Genomic DNA, 23,247 nt, shown 5'->3' on the forward strand with positions numbered 1-23,247 from the left:
GGCCCGGCCGGACGGCGGACAGCCGCAGTCGCCAGCGCTGCCCGTGCTATGGCTGCAGGAGCCGGTAGATTTCGTCCGGCAGCATCTGGGGCGGCGGCCCAGCGGTAGGTCGACAGGGAAGGACGCCATGGAATTCTTGCGTGAGGGCAGCCATCGGCTGCTCCTGGGTTCTGCCGGGCTCGTCGCTGTGTCGGCCTCCGTCGCGCTCGCGGTGCGGACCTGGAGTCGGTGGCTGCTCATCAGGGAGACGTTCGACGAGGGGCTGCCCGCCGAGGGCAGGGTGCTGGACACCTACGTGCTGCCGGGAGACCAGGGCCGGGCAGGCCTGCAGCACGCGATCGTGGGCTTCCGCGCTGTCGACGGACGCGAGTACCGGCTCGACACCGACGCCGATCGGCGACGGGCCCTGGACTCGCGGGTGCACCTGCGCTACCTCCCGTCGAGCCCGGAGCGAGCGCTCCTCGTCGAAGCCGGTCGCGGCACCGTGCGCACGGTGCTGACCCTACTGTTCCTGGCCTGCCTCGGGCTGGCCGGCATCTTCCTCATGGTGCTGGGACTGCTCTGACGAGGAGCCACATCTGGCTTCCGACAAGCGCCAGCCCCACAAACCGCGACGTGATGCCGACCAACCTCATCCCTGGTGAGGCCGGGGAGCAATGCCGCTACCGCTGGCTACTCCTGCAGGGGGCAGCGATCCGGTAGTCCCGCCGGTCGGCGGTGGACAGGTCGCCGACCGGCTTTCCGATCGAGAGAGACGACGCGAGGCGGTTGTCCACGGCTGCCAATCGAACATGGTGACGGCCCCGCCGTGGGGGACAGTGCGGGGCCATCACTGAACGCCTGCCCAAGGGTGGGCGGGGCGCACGTCACCCGATCGGATGGTGTCGTCGGCACGGCCGGGCCCCGGCCCGGGGTCATGATGGGTGCGACGGCCGGGGCATGATCTGCTCCGGTTCGTCCGCCGGTGGCTTCACGCCTCTTCGCCCGGCTGTGACGGCCCCCGTCCTCATGAACCGGTGGCGGGGGCCGCCCGACGCCGTGGATTGAACGCGTGATCACGGGGCAAGCGCTGTCGCGCACTCCTGGGCGGGTGTTCGGTGCCCCGGCGGAAGCGGACCGGCGGGGCACCGCCCGCGCCCGAAAAGCGGGCGTGGTGTGGCCACGATGCCCTCTCCGGCCGCACTTCGGCCACTGCGGCTACTGGCCCATGAGGGCGGTGGCCGAGTACCAGAGCGGACCCCGGTTGAGGTGGTCGGGGTACAGGCGCACCATCTCCTCGTAGTACTCGCCGGCGTTCGCGCTCGACGTGAGCAGTCGGGCGGCATCCAGCAGGTACTGGCGCGTCCGGCCCACGACGGCCGGATCATCGGGCAGATCCCGGTTCTTGTGGCTCGCCACGACCGCCTTCGGTTCCAGGGCCTCGATGGCATCGAGTGCCTTGAGCCATGCCTCGAGACCGCCGTTCGCGCTTTCGAGGAGCATCTGGTGCACGCCGTTGTAGGCGGCGTCGCCGGCCACCACGAGTCCGATGGACGGCACGTGCAGGACGGTGGTCTCGTCCGTGTCGGTGTGGCCCACCTCGACGGGTTGGATGAGGTTGCCCTCCAGCTGGAGTCCCTCGGCCGGTACCGGCTCCGCGAGCACCGGGGTGTCGGGGATCTGCCCCGGGAAGAAGGACTCCCACAGCTGCTCACGGGTCTTGGCGGCGTAGTGCATGACGTTGATGGTGCCGGGTGTGGCGTAGGCCTTGGCGTCGGGGAATCGCTTGAGCAGTTCGCCGGTGCCGAACCAGTGGTCGCCGTGGCCGTGGGTCGCGTAGATGTAGGCCAGGCGCCTGCCGGACCGCTCGACCCAGTCGCCCACTTCCCGGATCTGGTCATAGGTGAACGGCGGGTCGACGAGGACGGCGTCGTGCTCGCCGTGGATCAGGGTCACGGCTACCGGCGACGAGACGAGCGGGTCGCCGTTGGGCATGCGCTGTTCGGTCTCGCGGATGACTCCGTCCAGGACGAGGACGTCGTAGGACAGGGCGGTCGGGTCTGCCATGGCAGAACCTCCTTGGTGTTGTGCTGAGTTGTGGTGGTGTGACTGTTCGAAGGACTGTCACCGCTCTTGCGACGGTCCGTGCTGGGCAGGGCCCGAGGTGCCCACGGGCCTTCAGCCGGGAGGGCGGCGGGTGACAGCCACCGAGGTGCTTCTAGACGTGTTCACGAAACCAGTCGAGGGCCGCGCCGCTGGTCTCGTCGAAGTTCTTCGTGTACGCATCGAAGTGGCCTCCGTCGTATGTGACCAGTTCATTCGGCTGGCCCGCGGTCTCGAAGGCGTTCTCGGCGAGGTCGTGCGGGGTGATGACGTCCCGCGTTGCGACGATCATGAGCAGCGGGGTGGGTGCCACCCGCGGAATCCAGAGCCCCGGCTCGTACATCTGGGCCTTCAGGGTGGAGCGCAGCGTGACGCGCTGGCCGTCCTCGATCCCGTCGGGCGTGGGGAACCGCTTGTCGAACTCCTCGATCTCCTCGGAGTGGTACACGGCGACGGCCGTGGGGTCGAGGCTGTTGATGAGCTGGGTGGCGGGTTCGGTGTGCAGTTGTGCGCGGTCGTCGTCGGCCAGGATCGCGGCCAGTGCCGGGCGCCGCTCGACGGGTACGCGTCGCAGCGCCTGCTCGTAGCCGCTGATGGTGGGGATCTGGGAGACCACTGCCTTGATCCGGCGGTCGCTGGCGCCGAGGACGATGGAGTGGCCCCCGGCGTAGCTGGTGCCCCACAGGCCGATCCGGTCGGGGTCGATGCCCTGCAGCGTGGTGAGGAAGGAGATCACCCGGCGCCAGTCGTGCAACTGACGCCAGGGGTCGACGTCGCGCCGCGGCTGTCCGCCGCTCAGGCCGAACCCGCGGTGGTCGTGGATCACCACGGCGAAGCCGGCCGCGGCGAAGCGCTGGGCGTATCCGTCGAGCCCGTGGTACTTCATGCCGCCGAACCCGTGCGCCATGCTGATCACCGGCACGGGGCCGGTGGCCTGCGGGGGCCGGTACAACCAGGTGTGGAGGTCGATGCCGTCGTCGGCGGGGACGTGGATCACTTCGGGGTTGATCGTCATGACGGTCTGCCGATCCGCTGTCAGGCGCCGGGGACTTCGAGGACGACGCGACCGTAGGGCCGGTCCTCGATCAGATGCCGGGTCGCCTCTCCCGCGTCCTGCAGTGGGAAGCTGCGCGCGATGGTGGGGTGGAAGGCTCCTTCGGCCAGGTACTGGAAGAGCGTGGCGTTGGCTTCCGTCAGCGTCTGCGCGGAGAAGAGGGTGAACATGAAGCCCTGGATCCGGGCCGAGCGCCAGATGACGTCGGTGACGTTGATCGAAGCCTGCTTGCCGCCGGAGTAGCCGACGGAGACCAGGGTGCCCTCGGACGCGAGACTGGCGAGGGCTTCCCCCGTGAACCACCCGCCGACGCCGTCGACGACGACGTCCACTCCGCGGCCACCGGTCAGGCGCGCCACGCCGTCCCGCAGTGACTCCTGCGACAAGTCGATGACCTCATGTCCTTCGGCACGCGCGCGCTCGGCCTTGTCCGTGCGGCTGGCGGTCGAGATCGCCAGCGAGGCTCCGAGCCGGTTGGCGACCTCGACGGTCCCCAGTCCGACCGCACCGCCGATACCCGGGGCCAGGACCGTCTGCCCGGGCTTGAATGAGGCGAGTTCCGTCAGGGCCAGGTAGCCCGTCAGGTAGCCGACGCCCGTGGTGAAGGCGGCGACGTCCTGCAGGTCGAGACCTCCGGGGAGGGGGATGAGGTCCTGCACCTCCGCGAGGAGGTACTCCTGCCAGGTGCCGTCACGGAACATGCCGTAACCGCGACCGGCCACGACCACGTTCGTGCCCACCTCCAGTCCTTCGACGCCCCCGTTGTCGACGATCTCGCCGACGCCCCCGGTCCCGGGGACCAGCGGCAGTTGCCTGGCGGAGGGCAGCGCGCCGGAGCGCACGGTGTCGTCGAGCGGGTTGACACCCGCCAGCCGCATGCGGACGAGGATCTTGCCCGCCGCCGGGGCAGGGGCGGGGAGGTCGACCAGCCTGAGCGTGTCGTAGCCGCCGAAGTCGGAGATCTGGATGGCTTTCACGGGTTCTCCATTTGGCTTGGTATTTCCAAGTCAGACTAGTAGCTGACTTCGGAAAGTCAAGTCATGGGGGGAGGGCGGCACGCACACCGGGCGTCACGGCATCGGGACCCACTCTGAACTGCGGTTTGAGCCCGTTCGGGCGGGAGAGCTCGGACAGTGGCCCCGTGACCGCGGTCATCAGAGGAGGCCGGGATGTGCACGGTCCGCGCGGACTGGCGGCCCCGGACGTGGTCACGGCGGACGGCCGACGGCGTACGAAGGGAACGGGCTGGACGGGCGGGCGGGTCCGGTCGTGCACCGCGCAGGCGCGGCCGTGCCGGCGCCAGGTGGTCCACGACTGGACCCGCCCGGCACGGACACGACCGTCACCCGGGCAACGGCGTCCTCACTGCGGTGGCGCCGGGCAACCTCTGGGGGCCTCGCTCACACGGACGGTGCCCAACCGTCCGGACGGCACCAGCGGCACGACGAAGCTCGGCAGCCAGTACCCGGTACGGGCCGCGATGACCGGCACCAGCCGCGAGAGGCCGCCCATGGGCCCGCGCCACCGCTCCATGGCGGGGCAGATCCACGATCCAGGCACCACGATCCGGTGCGGGACCACGGGGACTCTCGGAGAGGCACGGAATCCGCGGCACACACGTTCCCGGCACACACGTTCCCGCCACACCGGCCGGCGCATTCACAGCCGGCTCACCGCATTCCGGCCCCGAACGTCGAGGGCCACCGAGGACCATCCGCCCACCGGCCCCGGCCGACCTTCGGCTGCGCCCCCAACTAGGTGGATGCGCCGGGTCCCGGGACGGTCACGACGTCCTCAAGCGCGACGGGACGGCCGTCGTCATCGACGAACGCCACCTGTACGGGCTGGTTCGTAAGCTTGTGCCGAAGCAGCGCCGGAGGCCCGGCGGAGTCGGCGAGGTGCTTGTCGCCCCAGGTCATCAGCGCGGCGAGCACCGGCGCGAGTTCCCGGCCAGCCTGCGTGAGGTGGTAGGACATTCGCTCGCGGGAACCGCTGTCCCGGTAGGCCCGCCTCTCCAGCACGCCCACCTTCACCAGATCCTCAAGGCGCTGCGTGAGGACGTCGGTGGAAACACCCAAGTGTCCTTGGAACTCGCTGAACCTCGTGCGGCCGTTGAGCGCCTCACGCACAACCAGGAGCGTCCAGCGCTGACCGAGCACACCCAGACTGCGGGCGATCGAGCACGCTCCCCCCGCTTCGAGTGCGTTCCGCTTGGCCATGGAGTCATGGTACCACTTGGCTCCGAAAACCCCAGTCAGCATCCGGGGGTGGATCGTCGCGGTCGACTCCACGGTCGTGCGTGCAAGGCGTACTCCTCCCGCGCGATCCGGGCACACCTGCGGCGACGCGGTATCCGCGCTGTGATCCCCAGCCCCGTCGACCAGGTGGCCCACCGCACGCGCCGCGGCCGCGACGGAGGTCGCCCACCCGCCTTCGACCGCGAGGCATGCAAGCAAACGCAACACCGCTGAGCGATGCATCAACCGACTCAAGCAACGGTGCGGCCTTGCGACCCGCTACGAGAAGACAGCCACCGTCTATCTGGCCGGACTCCACCTCGCGGGCATCTTCCTATGGTCCGCACGATGATCCAAAAGAACGGCCTAGTCCGGTGTCGAGTCCGCACGGGTGGTGTTGCAGCCTGAGCGCCCTGATGGACAGGAGCGGTCTGCTCAACGCCGGGCGAGCCGCTGAACGCCGCCGGACGTCCACCGGAACTGAGCAGCGGTTTCCAGATCAGGAGGTGCAGGGTTGGCGGGTGGGCAGCGATGCAGCAAGATGGGTGACATGACCACGCCATCATTGCGGCTTGGAAAGCTTCCGATCATCAGGGCCTGCGACGCCTTCGCGGGTTCCGGCTGACGCGGGTCTGCGCGTCTTGCCACTGCCGAATGCAACCCCTACTACTTTACTTGGACTGACTCTTGAGCCTGCATCGAGCGGGTAAGCGCGACTTTCGTTGTCCGCCTACGGGCGGCGGGAAGACGAAGGAACACACGCCACCCAAGTGGCACCGAGCATCAGCGCCGGTCGTGGTCGGGAAGGCGTGCCCTGACATCGCACAGACGTCGACGCCCGCTTCACGGGCCATGCCACGCTGGAGCGGACTGGGCCCCAACCGCTCGCCCTGGAGCCTGCGATGAGACTCGCAGCCCGACCGTTTCGTGCCTCGACGCGTGCCTCCGCTACCGGTTCCGCTCCGGATTCCGGGCCTGACCCGCAGACTTCGCCCGCGGCTGGGCCCCCCGATGGGGACGAAGAGGCCGAAGCCGGGGCAGCCGACACCGCGGGAACCCCGCTGACGGACCAGGACATCGCCCTGCTGCGGGCAAGCACGGCCTTGGTGGCCCCGCTGGCCGAAGAGCTGACGGTGTACTTCTACGCCATCTTGTTCACCCGGTACCCCGAGGTCCGCAGTCTCTTCCCGGACAACCTGGACGTGCAGCGCGACCGACTGCTCCGGGGCCTGCTGCGCATCGTGGACCTGGTCGACGACCCGGCCAACCTGGTTCAGTTCTGCAACCGACTGGGCCGCGACCACCGCAAGTTCGGCGCCTTGGCGGCCCACTACCCTGCCGTCGGTGCCTGCCTGCTGGATTCGCTGGCACGCTACGCAGGCCCCGCCTGGAACCAGCAGGTGGCCGACGCCTGGAGCCGTGCCTACGGCGCGGTAGCCGAGTTGATGTGTCAGGGGGCGGACCACGACGCACTGCTGGGACCGGCGGTGCGATTAGCGGAGATCGTCCGCCATGTCGACCACGGCCACGGCATTGCCGAGATCACCGTGCGGCCGGACACGCCCTACCCGTACATCGCAGGCCAGTACGCGAGCGTCGAGACTCCCTGGCAGCCGAAAGCCTGGCGCTACTTCTCCATCGCCCACGCGCCGCGCCCCGACACCACCCTGACCTTCAACGTTCGCGCCGTCCACGGCGGCCAGGTCAGTCCATCCCTGGTGTACAAGGCCAAGCCGGGAGACGTCCTGCGGCTGGGCCCGGCCCAGGGGGACATGATTCTGAACCCCGCCTCAACCAACGACGTCGTCTGCTTAGCCGGCGGTACCGGCCTCGCCCCCATCCGCGCCCTGGTGGAGCAAGCCGCCCGCAGCGGCATCCAGCGTTCCGTCTCCGTGTTCGTCGGCGCCCGCACCGCCCCCGAGCTCTATGGACTCGACGACATGCTGCGCATGTCGCAGCGCCACCACTGGCTGTCGGTCCGCGCCGCCGTCTCCCATCAGCACATCCCCGGCCTCGAGGGCGCTCTGCCGCAGGTGCTGCGTGAGTTCGGCCCCTGGCACCACCACGACGCCTACGTCTCCGGTCCCGTCGACATGGTCACCGCCAGCTGCTACGCACTGCGGCGCAGCGGCGTTCCCTCCCACCTCATCCGCCATGACCCCTTCGACGTCCCCGCGTTGGATGCGCCCCTGCTCCCTGGCAACGTCCCGGCGCACCCAGCAGCATCCCCGTAGCCGCGGTTGTGACTGCCACCTGTCCAGCCAAGTCGAACACGTCTCAAGTCTGCGCGTCGCCGCCCGCAGCGCCGGCTGGCCCGGCTCCGTGCGCAACCACCCACCGAGAGATCCGCCCATGAGAATCCCCTCAACCCGCACTGTCCCCACCCGCTCGCGCACGGCAGTTGTCGACTCCGTCTGGTCCGACGCGAAGGAATTCCTCACCCAGTTCGCCCAGGAGAGCCGTGGGGCCACGGACACCGACCGGCGCCTGCGCGAGGTCCGGTCCGCGATCGAGGCCACCGGCACCTACCGGCACACCACCGAGGAACTGACCTTCGGAGCGCGGCTGGCCTGGCGCAATGCGGAACGCTGTATCGGGCGCCTGTACTGGAACAGCATGACCGTACGTGACCTGCGCCATCTGCACACGGCCGATGACATCGCCGAGCAGTGCGTGGAGCACCTGCGCACAGCCACCAACGGCGGCCGCGTCCGGCCCCTGATCACGGTCTTCGCGCCCGATCGCCCGGGTCGGCCCACGGCACGGCTCCTGAACGAGCAGCTCGTCCGCTATGCCGACGACCCTCGCAGCCGGCAACGCACCCACCTGGCCCAGGGGCTCGGCTGGACAAGGGGCGACAAGGACTTCGACGTCCTTCCCCTGCTGACCCGAACGGGCCGGGACGATACTCCCCGCTTCCACGAGCTGCCGTCCGACGCTGTCCTCCAGGTTCCGCTGACCCATCCCCAGTACCCGGCCTTCGCCAGCCTCGGGCTGCGCTGGTACGCCGTCCCCGCCATCTGCGACATGGCCCTGCGCGTAGGCGGCGTCACCTACCCCACCGCACCCTTCAACGGGTGGTACATGGGCACCGAGATCGGGGCCCGCAACCTCGCCGACACCCAGCGCTACAACCTCCTGCCGACCGTCGCCCAGCTCCTGGGCCTGGACACCAGCAGCGACCGCACCTTGTGGAAGGACCGCGCCTTGGTCGAACTCAACCTGGCCGTCCTCCACTCCTACCAGCAGGCGGGCGTCACCATCACGGACCACCACACCGAATCAGCCCGCTTCCTGACCCACATCGAACGCGAGGAACAGCACGGCCGCACCGTCGCCGCCGACTGGAGTTGGATCGTTCCCCCGATCTCCGCCTCGGCTACTCCGGTCTTCCACCGCTACTACGACCCGCCCAACCCCCATCCGCACACCGCGTTCGTCCACCACGCATCTGCAGCCGACACGCACTGACCGCTCCCGGCAGCAGACTTCGGCACGGACGTCGGAAAGGCACCCCCGGGACCGAAGTAGGCGATCGCTCCGTCGGGGGCCTCCCGTGTGATCGGCTGATCGTTGGGGGTACAGATCTGGCCGCGGGGGCCCTGCCGGCCGTCCTCTTCAGAACTGGTAACCGTCAGCAATCAGGCCCCGCTTGACGGTGGCTGCCTTGGCGAAGACCGCCTCCATGTCGTCCGGGGTGAATGCGCACGCCCCCGCCTCCAGTGCCCGGCCGATATCCGCGCCGGCGTCCTGTACGCGCTGGTGGACCGCCATCACTTCGCTGTCGGTGAGCCGGTCGCCGTCCCGGACCTCCTGCCGCCGCCGCTGCGCCTCGGCCACCTGCGTCCGAGCCCTGTCGAGGTCGGCTTCTCTCCTGTCGACCTCGGCATCGAAGAAGTCTGCGATGGCGGCCCGGGCGCAGGGGAGGTCCGGTGAATCGGTGTGCTGCGGGGTCTGGTCGATCACGACGCGGTCCTATCCGGCAAGAGGCCCGAGGCTGGGGAAACATGCTGGCTGTCCCGCTCGGCGCGTTGGAAGGTGAGTAGTTCGTCTAATTCTGGCGTTGCCATCCGTGGAGCAGGAACCACATCGTGGCCATGATCGCAATGACCAGGCCGGCTGCGGCGCCGATCCACCAGCGGCCCGCAACCGCACCGACGAGGGTTCCCACGGCGAGCGAGACCACAGCGCCGATCCAGGCCACCGCGAGAGCAGGGGAGTGGGGGAGAGGCGGCTCATCTCCAGGGAATCGTTGCGGCTTGCTCATAAGCCGAGCCTAGCGGCGCATGCCGCAGATCAGCTTCAACTCACCCGGAAGGATGGCTTACACGCGTCTGCCGGTGAGGTTCGGACAGCCGGCGCAGAGAAGCCGGCGGCGGCATGATCGTCCGGGAAGGCCTCCGTGTCAGTCAGAGGTGCTGTCGTTCTCGGTGGCTGATTCGGTGAGGGCCTGGATCAGGTACGGGGTGAGGCGTCGGCAGAGGCCTTGGACGGCGTGGTCACGGGTGCTCTGGATCAGTTGGAGCGCGGTCAGACCCTCGGACAGGGCGACGAGCAGGCGGGTCAGGTCCTCCGTGGGCACGGCGGGGCGGCGGCCGGTGGCGGCGAGCGCGCGGGTGACCAGGCGGGACAGGCCCTGGGAGAGGCGCTCCTCGTGCTCGTGGACGGTCAGCAACCCGCGTTCGGCGAGATCAAGGGCCACGCCGGCGAGTTGCGGGACCAGGGCGCGTTGCTCATCCCCGGTGAAGCTGCGCAGGGGCGGAGCCTCCGCAGCACCGGCCCAACGCAGGGCAACGCCGTAGTTCTGGACCAACCCGGCCAGGGAGTACCCCAAGAAGGCACGACGCATGAGCGTCTGTTCGGCGATCGTCAGCGAATCCCAGGAGTGCATGACGTGCCTACTTCCACGACGAGCTGACCCGCCGCATCACACGCCAGCAGCAGAAGGTCAGCCTTCACGGTCTCCTTGGGTATCGTCGGTCCGGGGCTGGGGGCGGCGCTGGCGAGGGGCTGCGGCAGACGTGCGGCATTGGGGGAGTGGGGCGGTGCGGTGGCGGCGGTCCTGGCCCGGCGTGCTGTTCATACGGGCCGCTGGCGAGAACCTGGGGGCCGGTGCCCGATGTCCGCACGGCCGCGGCGCTGGAGCATCGACGGTACGGGCGGATCTCCCGCCCGTGGGTGGCCTCGCCGCCCGCTCCGAGACAAGGACCTGACCCGTGATCAAACCGCTCAACCGCATGCGCACTCGCCTCGCCGCCACACTCGCGGCCGGGGCCCTCACCGCCGTGGCGGCGGTGGCTCTCACCCCTGCGGTCGCCGAGGCAGCCCCGGCGTTCACCTCGACGCCCTGCAGCAACAGCAACAGCCCCGTGCACTACCTGCTGCCGGGACAGTCCATGGCCTCCGTGAGCTACGTCTGCGCGGGCGACTACATGTTCGCCAGCCAGAACGACGGCAACTTCGTCATCTACAACAACGGCGGTACGCCGGTCTGGGCCTCCGGGACCAATACCGGCTCGCCCAACACCATCGTGATGGCAACCAACGGCAACCTCCTCATCTACAACAGCGCCGACTACCTCCAGTGGCAGACCGGCACCGGTTGGACAGACCACCGGAACTACGGCGCCTACGTGTGCTTCCAGACCGACGGCAACATGGTTCTCTACGCGCCCAACGGAGGCAACCACACCTGCTCCGGCACCGCCCTGTGGGCCAGCGGCACCTGACGCAAACGGTCACGGCGCGCCCGCCACGCTCTGCACGACTGCGCGGGGCGGGTGCCCCCTTCCGGGTGCTCCGGCGCCCAGCACGGTCCAGACGGCGTGCGCCTTCCCGGAGGTCGGCGGGCATGCAGCGCTCGGCCGCCCGATGCACGCCCTCAGGTCCGCTCTGTCTGAGCAGGCGGGCCTGATCACCGCACGTGAATGGCCAGGGTAGGCGCGCTCGTGGTCCTCGCCGTCCGCTCGGTGGACAAGGGGCGGGCGGTCGCCGCGACATTCCCGGGACGACGCGCCGAGGTACGTGAGCTCGACGTGTCCGACCTCGCCTCGATCCGCCGGTTCGCGGCCCAGTGGTCGGGCACGATCGACGTCCTGATCAACAACGCCGGGATCATGGCCGTGCCGCTCAGCCGTACCCCACGCCGCAGGTCAACCGGATGCGGGCTGCAGATTGTTCATGAGCAGGCCGAGGGCGAACTCGAAGCGGTCGTGTCCGGTGCCGGAGATCAGCTCGGCGGCATGGCGTCGAGTCTGCGGGAACTGCTCGGCAGGCAGTGCGGTGAAGCGGTCCAGCAACTCCTCGTGGCTGAGCACCCATTCCTGATCCTGGCGCTGGCGCCGTTGCTGGACCAGTGACTGCTCCAGTGCGTAGGCGCTGACGTAGAGGGACATCGCGTCGCGGGCCCATCCGGCCGTCCTCGGTTCGACGTCGCCCGCAAGCATGATCGCCAGGATTCCTTCGCCGACCCGCAGCGTTTCGAGGTTGGCCGCCACCACGGCCAGCGCGGCGCGCGAGACTCCAGGATATTTCAGGTACAGGTCGCGGATCTGCGAGTACACCCCGAGCAGCTGCTCGCGCCAGGAGGCCGGGTCCGGTTCGGGCAGCACGACCTCGGCGTAGAGCCTGCCGATCAGCAGATCGTCGATCTCGTCCTTGCTGACGATGTGCGCGTACAGCGACGACGGACCTGTGCCGAGCACGGCGGCGACCCGGCGGATGGTCAGCGCGTCGTACCCCTCCGTGGCGACGACTTCCAGGGCGGCGTCGGTGATCCGGTCAAGGGTGATCGGCTTCTTGCGGGGGGCCGACGCTGTGGCCTGCGCTGCGGGCTGGGCGTGGCGGGCTGCACGGCGTTGGCGGGGATCAGCGGACATGCTCGCCACTATAGCTTGACACGATCTTAGTTCGTTGAGTAGAACTTAGATCGTTAGGACGAACAAAGTTCGTTTCGGTGTCTCGGAGGTGTGTGATGCGAGTTTCCGTTGTCGGAGCCGGTCTGGGAGGCCTGGCTCTCGCCCAGGGTCTGCGTGGTGCCGGGATCGAGGCCGACGTGTTCGAGCGCGACCCGGGGATCGTCGCGCGGTTCCAGGGCTACCGGCTCGTGCTGAACCCGACCGGTTTCCAGGCGGTGCGCGACTGCCTGCCGACGCGCTGGCACCCGCTGCTGGACGAGATCATCATGGACGCCTCCGCCGAGCAGCTGGTCCTGGACCCGCAGCTGAACGCGATCGGCAGGCTCGGCGCGGGCCGGACCGGCATCGTGGTCGACCGGCAGGTGCTGCGACACCTGTTGCTGACCGGCCTCACCGTGCACACCGACGCCGCGCTGACCGGCTACGACGTGCTGGCCGACGGCAAGGTCCGAGCCCGGTTCGCCCGCCGCGACCCGGCCACCGCCGACCTACTCGTCGGCGCGGACGGCGTCACCTCCGCGGTCCGCGGGGTGCTGTCGCCGCAGACCACCCCGACCGACACCGGCGTCCGGTTCGTCATCGGCCGCACCCCGCTGACCGACGAGTTCGCCGGCCTGTCCAAGGCCTACGGCTCGAAGATCACGGGCGACGGCGTCAGCCTGCTGCTCGGCGCCATGCGCTTCCGTACCCCGCCCAAGCAGGCCGCCGAGCAACTGGCCCCCGAGGTCACGCTGCCCGACATCGGCGACTACGTGCGGTGGGCCATGATCCTGCCGCCGAACGGCTCGCTGGGGGAGCTGACCGCGCAGGACGCCGTGCTGTCCAGGATGGAAGGTTGGCACCCGGAGCTGCGCGCGCTGATCGAGCAGGCCGACCCGGACAACAGCACGCTGCTGTCCATCCGGGTGGTCAAGCCCGGTGAGCGCTGGGCGTCCGGCCCGGCCACACTGCTCGGCGACGCGATCCACGCCACCTCCCCGACCGGCGGCAACGGTGCGAACACCGCGCTGCGCGATGCCGACCTGCTGCGCCGCTGCCTGGTCGAGACCAATGAAGGCCGCCAGGATCTGCTCAGCGCGGTCGACGCCTACGAGCGCCAGATGTTCGAGTACGGCGCCGAGGCCGTGCGCAGCAGTCTCGAGAAGCTGCCCGCCTTCGCCCCCGAAGCGAAGCTGTAGCAGTTGTCAGGATGTGTGGACGGGGCCAACCGGCTGATATTCGCAGGTATTGTGAGCTCGGGTCGTGACTGGCGCTGAGGTGGAGTACCACCGGGGAGCGGCCTGACGCCTCGTCGATGCCGTGCGCCTGGGCACCTCGTTGTGGAGCTCAGGAGTGGCACGTGGTGGAGACGCAGCAGGCGCGGCTGATGGACGGTACGGATCTCGCCCGTCGAATCATCGAGAACAGCGCGGCAGCCGCCGTGGACATCCGTCGGCGCACGGGGGTCTCCCCCTGTCTGGCGACCGTGCTGGTCGGAGAGGACCCGGCCTCGGTCACGTACGTGCGGATGAAGCAGGCCCGTTGCGCGAAGGCCGGGATCCGCTCGAGGCATGTGGCTCTGCCCGCCTCCGTGAGCAGCAGCGGCCTGGTGGAGGCCGTCACCGAACTGTCTGAGGATCCGGACGTGCACGGCATCCTGCTGCAACACCCAGTGGGGGCGCACATCGATGAGCGCGCCGCGTTCGAGGCGATCGCGCCGGACAAAGACGTCGACGGCGTCACCATGCACTCCTTCGCGGCGATGGGGTTCGGGCTGCCCGGCTTCGTATCCTGCACGCCCGGAGGGATCATGCGCCTGCTGGACGAGTACGACGTCAACCTCACCGGCAGGCACGCCGTCGTGGTGGGACGCAGTCCTATCCTGGGCAAGCCGGTCGGCATGCTTCTGCTCGGGCAGGACGCCACGGTGACCTACTGCCATTCCCGCACCGTCGATCTGCCCTCGATCGTGCGCGGGGCTGACGTCCTGGTTGCCGCGGTTGGCCGGCCGCGCTTCATCAACGGGGCGGACGTAAAGCCCGGTGCCGTAGTGATCGACGCGGGGTACAACCCGGGCAACGTCGGGGATGTTGACTTCGAGACCGCGCGCCACCGGGCGAGTCTGATCACCCCTGTCCCCGGTGGTGTCGGCCCGGTGACCATCGCCGTCCTCCTCGCGCAGACGGTCGACGCGGCGGAACGTCAGCTCGTCCGGCCCTGACCCAGGCGCTGTTGGTCCTGCTCGGCGCTGCCCTGCTCGGCCAGCGGTGGGATAGAGGCCGCCCCGGTCACCTCAGCGGTAGCGCCTTCCGACTAGGCCATTTCTTTTGGATCTAGGCCATTTCTTTTGGATCGCTCGTGCGAAACTGGGCGATCGACGGCACCTGGGAGCGGGTCTTCACCGCGCTGCTCGCCCATGCCGATACCGAGGGCGACCTGAAGCGGGTCGTCGCGGTGGACTCCACCATCGTGCGTGCGCACCAGAACGCCGCCAGGGCCCGCACAAAGGGCCCCGGCCAGCGAACGGGTCCGCCACGCGATCGGACGCCCGCGTGGCGGGCTGACCCCGAAGGTCCACCTCGCCGCGGACAGCCGCTGCCGCCCGCCGTGCTTCCACCTCACACCCGGCCAGGCCGGCGACGCGCCCGCGTTCGAGCACGTCATGGCCGCCCTGCGCGTCCCCAGAGCGGTCGGCCGCCCCCGCACCCGGCCTTTCACGGTCCTGGCCGACCGGGTACTCGTCCCAGGTGATCCGCGACCACCCGCGCAGACGCCACATCCGGGCAGTGATCCCACAACCCTCCAACCAGATCGCCAACCGCAACACCGTCGAACGCTGCATCAACCGCCTCAAGAACTGGCGCGGACCGGCCACCCGCTAGGAAAAGACCACCACCGTCTACCGGGCCGGACTCCACATCGCCGGCATCTACATCTGGTCAGCCCGCTGATCCAAAAGAAAGACCCTAGCCGGTGCCCGACCCCGCAAGGTGTCGCGGACTGTGCGGGGCGCTCACCATGTACTCGACGTTCTCCTGGGAGACCGTGCACTCCGCCCGCACCGGACAGGCGGTACGGGCCATCGGGAGTGCCGTCTCCACCGTGTCGCCGGGTTGGGTGCCGTCCTCATCGGCATCACCGCAGCCCGAACCGTCGGGGCCTGACCCGCTCGGCAGGGGAACGGCGGGCTCGCGAAGTCCACGGACCGGCACCGCAAGCAGGGGGCTTGCGCGATAGCAGCGGTGCCCCGGCCCGTCATCGCGGTGACCCGCTTTCGTGGAAACGGGTCGCCCGGATGGTCTATCTCGTCCGACGGATGAGGATCGGCGCACACTTGGGCTGTTCAGAGCGAGAGTGCCGAGACGGTGACGTCGTCGGGGTGCGGGCGGCACCAGGGCGTGCAGGATGGGGAACGGGAAGCCAGCAGACCGCCGGGACCGCAGGTGGTCCCTTTCCCTGGGGCCCGCACGACGGGTGCCGTGGTCCCGTACCGGTGCGGGCTGCTCCCTGTGCGGGCGGCCGCGGATGCGAAAGGAACCCCGCCATGCCTGTCATCACCACCCGCGACGGTGTCGAGATCTTCTACAAGGACTGGGGGTCGGGTCGTCCGGTGGTCTTCATCCATGGCTGGCCGCTGAACGGCGACGCCTGGGAGGACCAGCTCAAAGCGGTCGCCGACGCGGGCTTCCGCGGTATCGCGCATGACCGCCGCGGCCACGGGCGTTCTACCCCGGTGTGGGACGGCTACGACTTCGACACCTTCGCCGACGACCTCAACGACCTCATCACGCAGCTCGACCTGCACGATGTCACGCTGGTCGCGCACTCCATGGGAGGCGGTGAACTGGCCCGCTACATCGGTCGGCACGGCACCGACCGGATCAGCCAGGCGGTGCTGCTCTCCGCCGTCACGCCGCTGATGCTGCAGGGCCCGGACAACCCCGAGGGCGTCCCGCAGAAGGTCTTCGACGGCATCAAGGACGGCATCATCGCCGAGCGCTCGCAGTTCTGGAAGGACACCGCCGAGGGCTTCTTCGGCGCCAACCGCCCCGGCAACAAGGTCACGCAGGGCAACAAGGACGCCTTCTGGTACATGGCCATGGCCCAGACCATCGAGGGCGGCGTGGACTGCGTGGACGCGTTCGCCGCGACGGACTTCCACGACGACCTGAAGAAGTTGGACATCCCGACGCTGATCGTGCACGGCGACGACGACCAGGTCGTGCCGATCGACGCCACCGGGCGCAAATCCGCGAAGATCATCCCGAACGCGACCCTCAAGGTCTACCAGGGCGGCTCCCACGGCATCGCCCTGGTCCCCGGCGACAAGGAGAAGTTCAACAAGGACCTCCTCGAGTTCCTCAACAGCTGACGCGCCCGGACGCAGCGAGCGGCACAGCAGAGCAACGCCACCGCCCCGCCCGAATGCCCGTCCGGGCGGGGCGGTGGCGCCATGACGGCATGGCCCGGCAGATCGTCGACGTCGAATTCGACACCGACCAGATCCTCCACACCCCCAACCCCCGGCCACGCCGCTGACCCGGCGCGGCACACTGCAGGACCAAGGAGTACATCCTTCGATCCCAGGAGGGCAGACAATGCGTTGTGGTGGGCCGGCCGCTGCGGCTGTGAGGTTTCCGCTGCCCTGGTCCCAGCCGTCGATTCCCGGGTGCCCGGTGGCGGTCCATTCGCCTACGCCTCGCTGCCGTCAGCACCCTCGCGGGATCTACGGGGGCCGGATCACTCAGCGGGATGCGCCCCAGAACAAGCAGGAGGCCGTCCTGTGGGCGGGCGCTCGTTGCCGGTCACCTTGCCGGCGCCTTCCTTGGCCTTGCCCTTGAGCTTGTCCGCGGCGCTCGAAGCCTTGTCGTCGGCACCCCTGGTCATCTCCTCCATCGGTTGAGACGGGGACTGCCTCGGCCCGTCGCCTACCCCGCGATCCATCCGGCACCGGTGCCAGGATCCGCAGCTTTCGGCGGGCGGTGTCCGGCCCACCGTCAGCCGGTCGACGCCGGGTTCCCGCTGCGTGGTCGGCGTCGCCGGGCGAGCAGCGGTGTCAGCGCCGCGATCGCGGCCGCCTGGCCGATCAGGGCCCAGACTTTGTCGGCGAACCAGGTCGGTTCGTACATGTCCGGCAGCGGGCCGAGGGTGCCGGGGTCGGCGTAACGGTAAAGCAGGATCGCTGCCAGGCCGGCGGCGGCGGTCAGCCAGGCGAAGGCGTCGCCAGCCACGTGCCGCCAGAACACCACGAGCAGCGCCGCGATGGTGGCGGCAGCGGCCTCGATGCGGAACAGCGTGCCCTCGCTGACGGTGGAGGAGGTGACCGAAGAGTACTGGTGGGCCAGCTTGAGGTGGATGTAGGCGTCGACTGCGAGGCCAACAGCTGCGACACCTCGCAGGACAAGGGACACGGCGGCCATGAGGGGCTCCTTACCGGACTGTCAGTGTGCCGTGCATGGATGCGTGGATGGTGCACACGTACGGGTAGGTGCCGGCAATGGCCGGGGCGGTGAACGTCGCCGATTTGCCGGGGGTGACAGGTCCCGTGTCGAACTTGCCGCCGGAACTGGTCAGGGTGTGCGTGGTGGAGTCGTGGTTGACGATGGTGATGGTCTGCCCGGGGTGCACTGTCAGGTTCATCGGGCTGAAGGCGAAGTTGTCGATGACTATCTGTGCCGCTGCCGCGGCGGGGGCAGAGCTCGGGGCGCCCGGGCTGCTGGGGGAGCTCTGGCTGTTCGGGGCTGTCATCGGAGCCGGGGTGGATGGGGCGGCTGTCGAGGAGCAGCCGGCGATGGCCAGCAGGAGTACCGCTGCCGGGAGCACGATGCGGATCGGGTTTCTGGGCATGTCATGTCCTTCTTTGCGGAGCGGCTCGGCTGTGCGGCTATTCGCTCCAGCACCCGAGGATGTCGGTAGCGACTTCGTAGGACAGGTCGGCCCGGGAGAGCTGGTTGGGGCCGGACGCGGCTGGCATGCCGGTGGCGTCGACTTGCAGGGTCTTGCCGTCCTTGAGGACAACGGTGGCGCCGCCTGCGGACTCGTACCCGGGATTGCCCAGGGCCTGGGCCATGGTCAGCGCCTTGGTCGTGCCCAGCTGCTTGCGGAGCGCTTGGAAGTAGGCGGTCGCCGTCGTGGCGTCGGGTGATTCCTTCACTGACAGCACCAGGGGGCCGGCTGGGAGGTGATACGTGCAGGTGTAGACGTGGTCGGTCCATGTGGTGGTCGTGGCCGGCGCGGAACTCAGAGCGAGGATTGCGGTGACGTCCTGCTTGATCTCGGATCCGCAGACCAACACGGCCGATGCCGACGGTCCGGCGGCCTGTGTCGCCGTACCCGGCATCTGCATGCCCGGCGACATCGACATGCGAGGGGCCGTCGCCGCACCCGGCGCCGTCGGCACGCCGGTGGAGGCCGCTGCGCCGGGCGCGGCGGAACCCGTGGCGTTCGTTGAGGCGCAGCCGGCCACCGTCAGGGCCGTGAGCGCGGCAGCGGCAGCAATGCTTCGCAGACGGTTGTTCCGTCGTGGGCCGTGCGGTCGGGTTTCGCTGTTGGCACGCTTGTGGGTGGTCATCGTCCCCTCCTCACGAAGGTGTGCTCAGGCCCGGTGGGTGCCGGTGAGGGTGGCGTAGACGACGGTGTCGTCCAGGTAGTGCTGGGTGGCGTGGTCGAACGGCCCGCTGCAGGTGATCAGGCGCAGCTGGGCGTTGGTGGTGTTGCCGTAGACGGTCAGGGTCGGGAAGGCGTCCTTGGGATACCGGTTGACGCCGTCAATTCGGAACACCGCCACAGTGCCGTCGCTGCGGCTGATGTTCACGGTGTCTCCTGGGCGCAGCGCCCCGAGGTCGTAGAAGACGCCCTGGACTCCGCCGGTGCCGTCGATGTGGCCGACGATGACCGAGGGGCCGATCTGGCCGGGGGCCGGTGAGTTCCGGTACCAGCCCGGGAACGCGACGTTGGACAGCGGCGGCACCTCCAGCGTGCCGTCGGGGTTCTGACCGAGTTTCAGCAGCGTGTGGTAAACACCGATCGCCGGGATGCTGATCGAGACGGGGGTCAGCGCAGGCGCGGTCCGGGCAGCCGACGAGGGCGGCGCGGGCACGGCCGGAACGTTGGATGGGCCGGTGATCGTGCTCGACGCGCCCTGGGCGCCCGCAGGTGCCGGGGTCGGGTCGGGCGCCGGGAGGCCAGTGGCCGGCAGCCCGGCCGAGGCCGGAGGCTGGGGCGCGTGGTGCTGGCTGGAGAACCCGACGGCCAGCGTCCCTCCGGATGCGACCAGGAGTACGGCGGCCGCCGACGCCAGCAGGCGCCGGCGGCCACTACCGAACAGTCGTATCAACCAAGACATGTCGGTCTACTTCTCGACGCTGGTCCGTCGACGCAGGACCAGGACGCCCCCGGCTGCTGCTGCCAGGCCCGCACCGACCGCGAACAGCCACGGGTCCTGGAGGCCGGAGGTCCCCCCGCCACCGGTGTTCACCGAGCCGCTGGGAACCGCGGCCATCTGCGAGACGGCCAGCGGCCCGCACAGCGCCGGGGACGTCGCGGCCAGCGGCAGCGAGGGCACGAGGTCGCTGGGCTCGCCCTGGGCCTTGGCGCTCAGCGTCGCCGGGTCGATCCCGTGGACCACGATGACGGCCTTGCCGGCCTTGATCGAGGCCGTGGTCGCCGCGTCCAGGGTGATGGTGCGCGCGTAGTGGAAGCTTGCGCCGGACGGTGCGATCTTGATGTCGGTACCGGCAGCCGGGCTGGTGTCACCGGACACGCTCAGCGTGGTGCCGATCCCCCCGTAGGCCGGGCCGCCCTCGGTGGTGCTGATGACGCCGTCGCCGTTCTTGTCCGCCGAGGTGGTCGGGCACATGCCCAGCCCGTTGATGTGGATGTGCTGCACGTGCGGGAACGGCGCGTTCATGAACGTCGCGGCCAGTCCCTTGACGTCCTCGGTGACCACGGCCTTGTTCCCGGTCAGCGTGAGCATCAACATGCCTGAGCCGGTGGCGTGGTTGAGCGGGTTCAGCGTCGCCATGTACGTAGTGCTGGCGGTGCTGGCGGTGCTGGCAGGCGTCTGCGCGCTCGCAGGCGAGGCGGTGAACGCCAGCGGCAGCGCGAGAAGCGCGACCGGGGCCGCCATAGCCAGGACCCTGGTCGTCCTCTTCGTGTTCGTCATCGTGCTTTCCTCCAACTGCGTGGTGGTACACGGCTTGCGATGACTTCTCGGGAGACGGTGCCCCGGCGCAACCAGGTGCTGGCGGCGATGGCGGGCTACGGGACCATCACCCGGGCGCAGGCCGCCGCCTACCAGGCTTCGGGCCTGGGGTTGAGGGCCAGTGCGCCGCGGGAGGGTTGTATCACGGCCCGGCGGGGTGAGGCGTTTTTCTGCGACTATGTCGAGCACCTGATCCTGCGGGATCCGCGGTTCGGGCCGACGGTGGCCGCGCGTCAGGCGTTGTGGAACCGTGGTGGTCTGCAGATCCGTACCACGCTGGATCCCCGCAGCGAGCAGGCGGCCGACGTTTCGGTGGGCGGGCATGCCTATCCCGGGGACCGTGCTGCCGCTGCTGTCACCCTGGTCCAGCCGGGTACGGGCAGGATCCTGGCGATGGCCCAGAGCCGGCCTTACGGCAACGGGAGCGGTCAGACGGACCTGAACTACAACACCGATCGGCTGATGGGCGGCGGCAGCGGGTTTCCCACCGGTTCCACGTTCAAGGCGGTGACCGCGGCCGCCGCTCTGGAGCAGGGCATTCCGATGTCGTACACCCTGGACGCGCCCTACCAGGCGGACTATCCGCAGATGACGGACTGCACGGGCGCGGTCCATCCGCAGACCCCGGGGGACCGGAACGACAGTCCCGATCTGCAGGGCGAGTTCAACATGAAGACGGCCATGGCGATGTCGGTCAACACCTATTTCGTTCCGTTGGAGGCCAAGGCGGGCCTGTGCAACGTCGTGCGCATGGCCCAGAAGCTGGGCCTGGGCTACCAGGCCGCCCTGGATCCGGGCCATCCCGACCGGCTCTATCCGCTGCAGCAGGTGCAGTCGCTGACGCTGGGTGTCAACTCCTACACCCCGCTGCAGATCGCCGGGGTGTACGCCGCCTTCGCCGCGGACGGCCTGTACTGTCAGCCGATGGCGATCACCTCGGTCGCCGACAGCGCCGGCCGTGTTCTGAGCACTCCCAGGCCGCAGTGCAGCCAGGTGATGTCGCCCACCACCGCCGAATCGGTCAACACCCTGCTGGCGAGCGTGGTCGCGGACGGCGGCACCGCCTCGAGCATCGGCGACATCGGCTGGCAGGACGCGGGCAAGACCGGTACGACCAACAACAGCCTGCAGGTGTGGTTCACCGGCTACACCAGGCAGATCGCCGCCTCCACCGTGGTCAGCGACACCACCGCGCCGCTGGGCTCCCTGGACGGCGTCACCCTGGGTCCGACGTACTTCCCCGTCGCCTACGGCTACTCCATGGCCGGGCCGATCTGGGCGCAGGCCATGACCGGGGCGATGGCCGGACTGCCCCGGGAGCCCTTGGACCAGACCCCGTTCACCGATCCCGACCCCGCGCAGTCCGCCGATCCCTCGGCCTCTCCGTCCCCCTCGGCCAGCGGTTCCACCACCGGCTACGCCCGCCACCGCGCCGGGCCCGGCCGCGCCCCGCGCGCCCCGCGTCCCGCCCGTCCCGCCCGCCGTCCGCGCACCACCGCCTGAACGGCGGTGCGCGGGGCCCGGGCGCCGGGATCCGGTACAGTCCCGGCCTGGGGCGGCCTGGGGCGGCCTGGGGCGGCCTGGGGCGGCCGGGGGCGGCCGGGGGCGGCCGGGCGGGGCGGGGCGGGGCCGAGGGGGCGGGATGCAGGGAGTGGTGCTCGTCCTGTCCGAGGGGTACGACCTCGCGTTCCTGTGGCGGCGTGCGTCGGCCCTGGGGGCGGTGGCGAGGTCCGGGATCCACCGGGGCGGGTTCTCGGTCGGGTCCGGCCGGGGCGGCGCGGTGCAGGTCGCGGGGAGGCGGGCGTGCTCGGGGAGTTCGACCGGGGTGCGCTCGCCGGCGTCCGCTCGGTTCTGGGGGGCCGGTGGGCGTCTTCGCCTTCGAGTACCGGATGGGGGACCTGCTCTTCGTCTCGCGTGTGCTGGTCGCCCTGCTCGACTCCCTGCGCTGCTGCCTGTGCAACGACCACGGCCTGAGTGCCCCGGGCCGTTCGGTCGTGCGCGCCGTGTCCCGGCGCCCCGCCGGGGACTGGCGCAAAGCCCCGACCCTCCCGGCCGCCGCCGACGCGTGAGGGCGCCGTGCCCGCGGGCGCGGGTGCCCGCGCGGCGGCACCCGGTGACGGTGCGTCGGTCGGCTTGGGGGTGGGGGTGGTTCAGGGGTGGGCGGGGCCGACGTGGTGCAGGGCGGCGCGGGTGAGGGTGGTGGCGGTGTGCACGACGCTGGCGATGGCGGTCTGGGGGTCCAGTCCGTGCAGGTCGGTCAGGTTGAACAGGGCCTCGGCGCTGACCACGACCGCCAGGTCCCGCTTGAGCTGGGTCAGGGCGGCCGGGTCGGTGGTGCCCAGGGTGGCGTCCAGGGGGGACAGTGCGTGGTCGATCAGGCCGAAGCGCAGGCCGGGCCGGGCGGCGGACTCGGCGGGCCGGGTGACGGTGGAGGCGATCATCGCGCGGACCACGCCCTGGCGGGCCTGCACGTGGCGCAGCAGGAACTCGGTGGCCGCCGCGACCCGCTCCACCGGGTCCCGGCTGTCGGCCACCGGCGCCAGCGCCTGGTCCGGGGTGGGCAGCTGCCCGGCGATGGACTCCTGCAGCAGGCTGGCCAGGTCGGGGAAGTAGCGGTAGGCGGTGGCCTCGGAGACCAGTGCCGCCCGGGCGACCTCGGGCATGGTCACCTCGCCCCCGGTGCGGCCCAGCTCGGCCGCGGCCTGCACGATCGCGGTGCGCGTGCGCAGCTTCTGGTTGGCACGGCCGGCTGTGGTCTGCGACGGCATGGGTCCG

24 protein-coding genes, 3 pseudogenes and 1 riboswitch are annotated in these 23,247 nt (G+C 69.9%); of the genes and pseudogenes, 13 read left to right on the top strand and 14 right to left on the bottom strand.

Annotated features, from left to right (window positions below; all coding sequences use genetic code 11):
* The first annotated feature begins 127 nt into the window (after window positions 1-127).
* Window positions 128-565 carry a DUF3592 domain-containing protein gene (locus GXW83_RS17520; RefSeq protein ID WP_182443991.1) on the top strand — a complete coding sequence of 146 codons (438 nt, stop codon included), beginning with the start codon at window positions 128-130 and terminating at the stop codon, window positions 563-565.
* A 632-nt stretch (window positions 566-1,197) separates the two neighbouring features.
* On the opposite strand, the gene GXW83_RS17525 is transcribed toward GXW83_RS17520, so the two are convergent.
* From GXW83_RS17525 to GXW83_RS17540, 4 genes are all read right to left on the bottom strand, one after another.
* A complete protein-coding gene (locus GXW83_RS17525; protein WP_182443992.1) occupies window positions 1,198-2,046 on the bottom strand; it encodes an MBL fold metallo-hydrolase in 849 nt (282 codons plus the stop codon).
* 151 nt (window positions 2,047-2,197) lie between these two features.
* A complete protein-coding gene (locus GXW83_RS17530; protein ID WP_182443993.1) occupies window positions 2,198-3,097 on the bottom strand; it encodes an alpha/beta hydrolase in 900 nt (299 codons plus the stop codon).
* 20 nt (window positions 3,098-3,117) lie between these two features.
* Window positions 3,118-4,113, bottom strand: a complete 996-nt coding sequence (locus tag GXW83_RS17535; RefSeq protein ID WP_182443994.1) for a zinc-binding alcohol dehydrogenase family protein — start codon at window positions 4,111-4,113, stop codon at window positions 3,118-3,120.
* 777 nt (window positions 4,114-4,890) lie between these two features.
* Complete coding sequence (locus GXW83_RS17540) at window positions 4,891-5,355, bottom strand: helix-turn-helix domain-containing protein (RefSeq protein ID WP_182443995.1); 465 nt, start codon at window positions 5,353-5,355, stop codon at window positions 4,891-4,893.
* A 78-nt stretch (window positions 5,356-5,433) separates the two neighbouring features.
* On the opposite strand from GXW83_RS17540, the pseudogene GXW83_RS34140 reads away from it, so the two are divergent.
* From GXW83_RS34140 to GXW83_RS17555, 3 genes and pseudogenes are all read left to right on the top strand, one after another.
* Window positions 5,434-5,725 (top strand): annotated as a pseudogene (locus tag GXW83_RS34140) (transposase); the annotation flags it as partial.
* Window positions 5,726-6,479: 754 nt separating this feature from the next.
* A complete protein-coding gene (locus tag GXW83_RS17550) occupies window positions 6,480-7,607 on the top strand; it encodes a globin domain-containing protein (RefSeq protein ID WP_370466724.1) in 1,128 nt (375 codons plus the stop codon).
* 118 nt (window positions 7,608-7,725) lie between these two features.
* Window positions 7,726-8,844, top strand: a complete 1,119-nt coding sequence (locus GXW83_RS17555) for a nitric oxide synthase oxygenase (RefSeq protein ID WP_182443997.1) — start codon at window positions 7,726-7,728, stop codon at window positions 8,842-8,844.
* 147 nt (window positions 8,845-8,991) lie between these two features.
* On the opposite strand, the gene GXW83_RS17560 is transcribed toward GXW83_RS17555, so the two are convergent.
* From GXW83_RS17560 to GXW83_RS17570, 3 genes are all read right to left on the bottom strand, one after another.
* On the bottom strand, window positions 8,992-9,339 hold the full coding sequence (locus GXW83_RS17560; RefSeq protein ID WP_182443998.1) for a hypothetical protein: 348 nt from the start codon (window positions 9,337-9,339) through the stop codon (window positions 8,992-8,994).
* 85 nt (window positions 9,340-9,424) lie between these two features.
* Window positions 9,425-9,640: a hypothetical protein gene (locus tag GXW83_RS17565; protein ID WP_182443999.1), complete on the bottom strand. Its 216-nt coding sequence runs from the start codon at window positions 9,638-9,640 to the stop codon at window positions 9,425-9,427.
* 138 nt (window positions 9,641-9,778) lie between these two features.
* Window positions 9,779-10,264, bottom strand: a complete 486-nt coding sequence (locus GXW83_RS17570; RefSeq protein WP_182444000.1) for a hypothetical protein — start codon at window positions 10,262-10,264, stop codon at window positions 9,779-9,781.
* 325 nt (window positions 10,265-10,589) lie between these two features.
* On the opposite strand from GXW83_RS17570, the gene GXW83_RS17575 reads away from it, so the two are divergent.
* Window positions 10,590-11,102 carry a hypothetical protein gene (locus GXW83_RS17575; protein ID WP_182444001.1) on the top strand — a complete coding sequence of 171 codons (513 nt, stop codon included), beginning with the start codon at window positions 10,590-10,592 and terminating at the stop codon, window positions 11,100-11,102.
* Between the two features lie 198 nt (window positions 11,103-11,300).
* Window positions 11,301-11,438: pseudogene (locus GXW83_RS17580) on the top strand (oxidoreductase); the annotation flags it as partial.
* 87 nt (window positions 11,439-11,525) lie between these two features.
* Here the strand turns inward: GXW83_RS17580 and GXW83_RS17585 are convergent.
* Entirely contained in the window at window positions 11,526-12,251 is a 726-nt protein-coding gene (locus tag GXW83_RS17585; RefSeq protein ID WP_182444002.1) for a TetR/AcrR family transcriptional regulator, read from the bottom strand.
* Between the two features lie 95 nt (window positions 12,252-12,346).
* Between GXW83_RS17585 and GXW83_RS17590 the strand changes: the two genes are divergently transcribed.
* The 4 genes and pseudogenes from GXW83_RS17590 (at window position 12,347) to GXW83_RS17600 (ending at window position 16,641) form a co-directional block, all read left to right on the top strand.
* Window positions 12,347-13,468 (top strand): NAD(P)/FAD-dependent oxidoreductase, encoded by a 1,122-nt coding sequence (locus GXW83_RS17590; RefSeq protein ID WP_182444003.1) that lies wholly within the window; start codon window positions 12,347-12,349, stop codon window positions 13,466-13,468.
* Between the two features lie 54 nt (window positions 13,469-13,522).
* Window positions 13,523-13,608: riboswitch (ZMP/ZTP riboswitch) on the top strand.
* A 48-nt stretch (window positions 13,609-13,656) separates the two neighbouring features.
* The gene (locus GXW83_RS17595; protein ID WP_225447501.1) at window positions 13,657-14,490 is read left to right on the top strand and encodes a bifunctional 5,10-methylenetetrahydrofolate dehydrogenase/5,10-methenyltetrahydrofolate cyclohydrolase; all 834 of its coding nucleotides are present in this window, start codon (window positions 13,657-13,659) and stop codon (window positions 14,488-14,490) included.
* A gap of 146 nt (window positions 14,491-14,636) precedes the next feature.
* Window positions 14,637-15,220: pseudogene (locus GXW83_RS35350) on the top strand (IS5 family transposase); the annotation flags it as partial.
* Between the two features lie 593 nt (window positions 15,221-15,813).
* Window positions 15,814-16,641 (top strand): alpha/beta fold hydrolase, encoded by an 828-nt coding sequence (locus GXW83_RS17600; RefSeq protein ID WP_182444005.1) that lies wholly within the window; start codon window positions 15,814-15,816, stop codon window positions 16,639-16,641.
* A gap of 625 nt (window positions 16,642-17,266) precedes the next feature.
* Here GXW83_RS17600 and GXW83_RS17605 read toward each other — a convergent pair.
* The 5 genes from GXW83_RS17605 to GXW83_RS17625 are packed head-to-tail and all read right to left on the bottom strand — an operon-like array spanning window position 17,267 to window position 20,244.
* Window positions 17,267-17,689 carry a hypothetical protein gene (locus GXW83_RS17605; RefSeq protein WP_182444006.1) on the bottom strand — a complete coding sequence of 141 codons (423 nt, stop codon included), beginning with the start codon at window positions 17,687-17,689 and terminating at the stop codon, window positions 17,267-17,269.
* Between the two features lie 10 nt (window positions 17,690-17,699).
* On the bottom strand, window positions 17,700-18,116 hold the full coding sequence (locus GXW83_RS17610; protein WP_225447060.1) for a cupredoxin domain-containing protein: 417 nt from the start codon (window positions 18,114-18,116) through the stop codon (window positions 17,700-17,702).
* 37 nt (window positions 18,117-18,153) lie between these two features.
* Window positions 18,154-18,840 carry a hypothetical protein gene (locus tag GXW83_RS17615; protein ID WP_182447746.1) on the bottom strand — a complete coding sequence of 229 codons (687 nt, stop codon included), beginning with the start codon at window positions 18,838-18,840 and terminating at the stop codon, window positions 18,154-18,156.
* Window positions 18,841-18,864: 24 nt separating this feature from the next.
* Complete coding sequence (locus tag GXW83_RS17620) at window positions 18,865-19,614, bottom strand: class F sortase (protein ID WP_182444007.1); 750 nt, start codon at window positions 19,612-19,614, stop codon at window positions 18,865-18,867.
* A 6-nt stretch (window positions 19,615-19,620) separates the two neighbouring features.
* Window positions 19,621-20,244: a hypothetical protein gene (locus GXW83_RS17625; protein ID WP_225447061.1), complete on the bottom strand. Its 624-nt coding sequence runs from the start codon at window positions 20,242-20,244 to the stop codon at window positions 19,621-19,623.
* On the opposite strand from GXW83_RS17625, the gene GXW83_RS34145 reads away from it, so the two are divergent.
* From GXW83_RS34145 to GXW83_RS17635, 3 genes are all read left to right on the top strand, one after another.
* Window positions 20,237-20,476 (top strand): hypothetical protein, encoded by a 240-nt coding sequence (locus GXW83_RS34145; protein WP_225447062.1) that lies wholly within the window; start codon window positions 20,237-20,239, stop codon window positions 20,474-20,476. The genes GXW83_RS17625 and GXW83_RS34145 overlap by 8 nt on opposite strands.
* Window positions 20,473-21,975, top strand: a complete 1,503-nt coding sequence (locus GXW83_RS17630) for a transglycosylase domain-containing protein (RefSeq protein ID WP_182444009.1) — start codon at window positions 20,473-20,475, stop codon at window positions 21,973-21,975. Before GXW83_RS34145 ends, GXW83_RS17630 begins: the two co-directional genes overlap by 4 nt.
* Before the next feature lie 359 nt (window positions 21,976-22,334).
* Window positions 22,335-22,541: a hypothetical protein gene (locus tag GXW83_RS17635; protein ID WP_182444010.1), complete on the top strand. Its 207-nt coding sequence runs from the start codon at window positions 22,335-22,337 to the stop codon at window positions 22,539-22,541.
* Window positions 22,542-22,622: 81 nt separating this feature from the next.
* Here GXW83_RS17635 and GXW83_RS17640 read toward each other — a convergent pair whose 3' ends face one another.
* Window positions 22,623-23,240 carry a TetR/AcrR family transcriptional regulator gene (locus GXW83_RS17640; RefSeq protein WP_182444011.1) on the bottom strand — a complete coding sequence of 206 codons (618 nt, stop codon included), beginning with the start codon at window positions 23,238-23,240 and terminating at the stop codon, window positions 22,623-22,625.
* Window positions 23,241-23,247: the final 7 nt, after the last annotated feature.

This window comes from Streptacidiphilus sp. PB12-B1b, from assembly GCF_014084125.1.
GTDB lineage: Bacteria > Actinomycetota > Actinomycetes > Streptomycetales > Streptomycetaceae > Streptacidiphilus.

What these genes read in the sequence shown, in the direction of transcription:
- GXW83_RS17520 (WP_182443991.1), top strand. Translation starts at nt 128, where the DNA reads ATGGAATTCTTGCGTGAGGGCAGCCATCGGCTGCTCCTGGGTTCTGCC.
- GXW83_RS17525 (WP_182443992.1), bottom strand. Translation starts at nt 2,046, where the DNA reads ATGGCAGACCCGACCGCCCTGTCCTACGACGTCCTCGTCCTGGACGGA.
- GXW83_RS17530 (WP_182443993.1), bottom strand. Translation starts at nt 3,097, where the DNA reads ATGACGATCAACCCCGAAGTGATCCACGTCCCCGCCGACGACGGCATC.
- GXW83_RS17540 (WP_182443995.1), bottom strand. Translation starts at nt 5,355, where the DNA reads ATGGCCAAGCGGAACGCACTCGAAGCGGGGGGAGCGTGCTCGATCGCC.
- GXW83_RS17555 (WP_182443997.1), top strand. Translation starts at nt 7,726, where the DNA reads ATGAGAATCCCCTCAACCCGCACTGTCCCCACCCGCTCGCGCACGGCA.
- GXW83_RS17565 (WP_182443999.1), bottom strand. Translation starts at nt 9,640, where the DNA reads ATGAGCAAGCCGCAACGATTCCCTGGAGATGAGCCGCCTCTCCCCCAC.
- GXW83_RS17570 (WP_182444000.1), bottom strand. Translation starts at nt 10,264, where the DNA reads ATGCACTCCTGGGATTCGCTGACGATCGCCGAACAGACGCTCATGCGT.
- GXW83_RS17585 (WP_182444002.1), bottom strand. Translation starts at nt 12,251, where the DNA reads ATGTCCGCTGATCCCCGCCAACGCCGTGCAGCCCGCCACGCCCAGCCC.
- GXW83_RS17590 (WP_182444003.1), top strand. Translation starts at nt 12,347, where the DNA reads ATGCGAGTTTCCGTTGTCGGAGCCGGTCTGGGAGGCCTGGCTCTCGCC.
- GXW83_RS17595 (WP_225447501.1), top strand. Translation starts at nt 13,657, where the DNA reads ATGGACGGTACGGATCTCGCCCGTCGAATCATCGAGAACAGCGCGGCA.
- GXW83_RS17600 (WP_182444005.1), top strand. Translation starts at nt 15,814, where the DNA reads ATGCCTGTCATCACCACCCGCGACGGTGTCGAGATCTTCTACAAGGAC.
- GXW83_RS17605 (WP_182444006.1), bottom strand. Translation starts at nt 17,689, where the DNA reads ATGGCCGCCGTGTCCCTTGTCCTGCGAGGTGTCGCAGCTGTTGGCCTC.
- GXW83_RS17610 (WP_225447060.1), bottom strand. Translation starts at nt 18,116, where the DNA reads ATGCCCAGAAACCCGATCCGCATCGTGCTCCCGGCAGCGGTACTCCTG.
- GXW83_RS17615 (WP_182447746.1), bottom strand. Translation starts at nt 18,840, where the DNA reads ATGACCACCCACAAGCGTGCCAACAGCGAAACCCGACCGCACGGCCCA.
- GXW83_RS17620 (WP_182444007.1), bottom strand. Translation starts at nt 19,614, where the DNA reads ATGTCTTGGTTGATACGACTGTTCGGTAGTGGCCGCCGGCGCCTGCTG.
- GXW83_RS17625 (WP_225447061.1), bottom strand. Translation starts at nt 20,244, where the DNA reads ATGCTCACGCTGACCGGGAACAAGGCCGTGGTCACCGAGGACGTCAAG.
- GXW83_RS17630 (WP_182444009.1), top strand. Translation starts at nt 20,473, where the DNA reads ATGACTTCTCGGGAGACGGTGCCCCGGCGCAACCAGGTGCTGGCGGCG.
- GXW83_RS17640 (WP_182444011.1), bottom strand. Translation starts at nt 23,240, where the DNA reads ATGCCGTCGCAGACCACAGCCGGCCGTGCCAACCAGAAGCTGCGCACG.